Genomic DNA, 3,189 nt, shown 5'->3' with positions numbered 1-3,189 from the left:
GGGTCAGGATCAGCGGTAGTCGCCGAAGTCCAGGTCCTCGAGCGGGATCGCCTCGCCGGAGCCCATGCCGAGCCCCTGGAAGTCGATCTCGTCGTAGCCGAAGCTCGGGTAGAGCTCGGTCTTGGCCTGCTCGGTGGGCTCGACCTCGACGTTGCGGTAGCGGGGCAGACCCGTACCGGCCGGGATGAGCTTACCGAGGATGACGTTCTCCTTGAGGCCGAGGAGCGGGTCACGACGACCGCTCATCGCTGCCTCGGTGAGGACGCGCGTCGTCTCCTGGAAGGAGGCCGCCGAGAGCCACGAGTCCGTCGCGAGCGACGCCTTCGTGATGCCCATCAGCTCGGGACGGCCGGAGGCCGGCTGGCCACCCTCCGCCACCGCGCGACGGTTGAGGTCCTCGAAACGCCCACGCTCGGCCAGCTCGCCCGGGAGGAGCTGCGAGTCGCCCGAGTCCAGCACGGTCACGCGACGCAGCATCTGCCGCACGATGACCTCGATGTGCTTGTCGTGGATGTCCACGCCCTGGGAGCGGTAGACCTCCTGGACCTCGTCCACCAGGTGCTTCTGGGTGGCGCGGGGGCCGAGGATGCGCAGGACCTTCTTGGGGTCGACCGCACCCTGGACCAGCTGCGTGCCGACCTCGACGTGATCGCCGTCGCTGACGAGGAGGCGCGAACGCTTCGTCACCGGGTAGGCGAGCTCTTCCGAGCCGTCGTCGGGGGTCAGGACGATGCGGCGCGTGCGCTCCGCCTCGTCGATCGTGATACGACCCGAGAACTCCGCGATGGGGCCCTCACCCTTCGGGGTACGTGCCTCGAAGAGCTCGGTCACACGGGGCAGACCCTGCGTGATGTCGTCCGCGGAGGCCACACCACCGGTGTGGAAGGTACGCATCGTCAGCTGGGTACCGGGCTCACCGATCGACTGGGCCGCGATGATGCCGACGGCCTCGCCGATGTCGACGAGCTTGCCGGTGGCCAGCGAACGGCCGTAGCACTTGGCGCACGTACCGACGCGGGACTCGCAGGTCAGGACCGAGCGGACCTTGACCGTGTCGATCCCGGCAGCGAGGAGAGCGTCGATGACCAGGTCACCGGCGTCCTCCCCTCCCTTGGCGATGAGGTTGCCGTCGGCGTCCTGCACGTCGGAGGCCAGCGTGCGGGAGTAGATGCTCGTCTCGACCTTGTCGTGACGGACCAGGCGGTCGCCGATCTTCTCCCCGACGGGCAGCGTCAGACCACGCTCGGTGCCGCAGTCCTCCTCGCGGACGATGACGTCCTGCGACACGTCGACCAGACGACGGGTCAGGTAACCCGAGTCGGCCGTACGCAGAGCGGTGTCAGCGAGGCCCTTACGGGCACCGTGTGTCGCGATGAAGTACTCGAGGACCGAGAGGCCCTCACGGTAGTTGGACTTGATCGGGCGGGGGATGATCTCGCCCTTCGGGTTCGCCACGAGGCCGCGCATACCGGCGATCTGACGGACCTGCATCCAGTTACCACGAGCACCCGAGCCGACCATCGTGTAGACGGTGTTGCGCTCGGGGAAGCTCGCGCGCATCGCGGTGGCGACCTTGTCGGTGGCCTGGGTCCAGATCTCGATGAGCTCCTGACGGCGCTCGTCGTCGGTGATCAGACCACGCTCGTACTCCTGCTGGACCTTGAGCGCACGAGCCTCGTGCTCCTCCAGGATCGCGGCCTTCTCGCTCGGCGTCGCGACGTCGGAGATCGCGATGGTGACACCCGAACGGGTGGCCCAGCGGAAGCCGGCCTCCTTGAGAGCGTCGAGCGAGGCAGCGACCTCGACCTTGGGGTAGGTCTCGGCGAGCTCGTTGACGATCGTCGACAGCTTCTTCTTGTCGACGATCCCGTTGACGTAGCCGTAGCTGACGGGCAGCGTCTCGTTGAAGAGCGCGCGCCCGAGCGTCGTCCCGAAGACGAAGGGCTCGCCGGGGACGAAGCCCTCAGGGGCCTCTCCCTCGGCGAAGACGAGGCCGTCCATGCGGATGCTGACCTCGGCGTTCAGGTCCAGCGTCCCGCCGTCGAAGGCCATGATGGCCTCGGCGACGGAGCTGAACGCACGCCCTGCACCCTTGGCATCCTTCTTGTCGTTCGTCAGGTGGTACAGACCGATGATCATGTCCTGCGAGGGCATGGTCACCGGACGGCCGTCCGACGGCTTCAGGATGTTGTTGCTCGAGAGCATGAGGATGCGGGCCTCGGCCTGGGCCTCGGCCGACAGCGGCAGGTGCACGGCCATCTGGTCACCGTCGAAGTCCGCGTTGAACGCGGCACAGACGAGCGGGTGCAGGTGGATGGCCTTGCCCTCGACCAGCTGGGGCTCGAAGGCCTGGATGCCGAGACGGTGCAGCGTCGGTGCACGGTTGAGCAGTACCGGGTGCTCGGTGATGACCTCTTCGAGGACGTCCCACACGACCGGGCGCGCGCGCTCGACCATGCGCTTGGCGCTCTTGATGTTCTGCGCGTGGTTCAGGTCCACGAGGCGCTTCATCACGAACGGCTTGAAGAGCTCGAGGGCCATCTGCTTGGGCAGACCGCACTGGTGCAGCTTGAGCTGCGGGCCGACCACGATGACCGAACGGCCCGAGTAGTCGACACGCTTGCCGAGCAGGTTCTGACGGAAACGACCCTGCTTGCCCTTGAGCATGTCGGAGATCGACTTCAGCGGACGGTTGCCGGGGCCCGTGACCGGGCGACCACGACGGCCGTTGTCGAAGAGCGAGTCCACAGCTTCCTGCAGCATGCGCTTCTCGTTGTTGACGATGATCTCCGGGGCGCCCAGGTCGAGAAGACGCTTGAGGCGGTTGTTCCGGTTGATCACGCGGCGGTACAGGTCGTTCAGGTCCGAGGTCGCGAAGCGGCCACCGTCGAGCTGCACCATGGGGCGCAGGTCCGGCGGGATGACCGGGACGGCGTCCAGCACCATGCCCGTGGGCGAGTTCGTGGTCGTCAGGAACGCGTTGACGACCTTGAGGCGCTTGAGCGCACGGGTCTTCTTCTGGCCCTTGCCGGAGCGGATGATCTCGCGCAGGAGGTCGGCCTCGGCAGCCAGGTCGAAGTCCTGGAGACGCTTCTGGATCGCCGCGGCGCCCATCGAGCCCTCGAAGTAGTTGCCGTAGCGGTCCTGGAGGGCGCGGTACAGCATCTCGTCGCCCTCGAGGTCCTGGAC

General features: G+C 67.2%; 1 protein-coding gene. It reads right to left on the bottom strand.

The annotated features are described in order from the left end of the window. Positions 1 to 9: 9 nt before the first annotated feature. Positions 10 to 3,189 (bottom strand): DNA-directed RNA polymerase subunit beta' (locus ACFWFR_RS18675; protein ID WP_377624084.1); only part of this gene is annotated, 3,180 nt, incomplete at its 5' end.

Source organism: Oerskovia sp. NPDC060287, assembly GCF_042726775.1.
Classification (GTDB): domain Bacteria; phylum Actinomycetota; class Actinomycetes; order Actinomycetales; family Cellulomonadaceae; genus Oerskovia; species Oerskovia merdavium.
The sequence above is the reverse complement of the archived record's forward strand: the minus strand, read 5'-3'. Positions and strand labels throughout refer to the sequence as shown.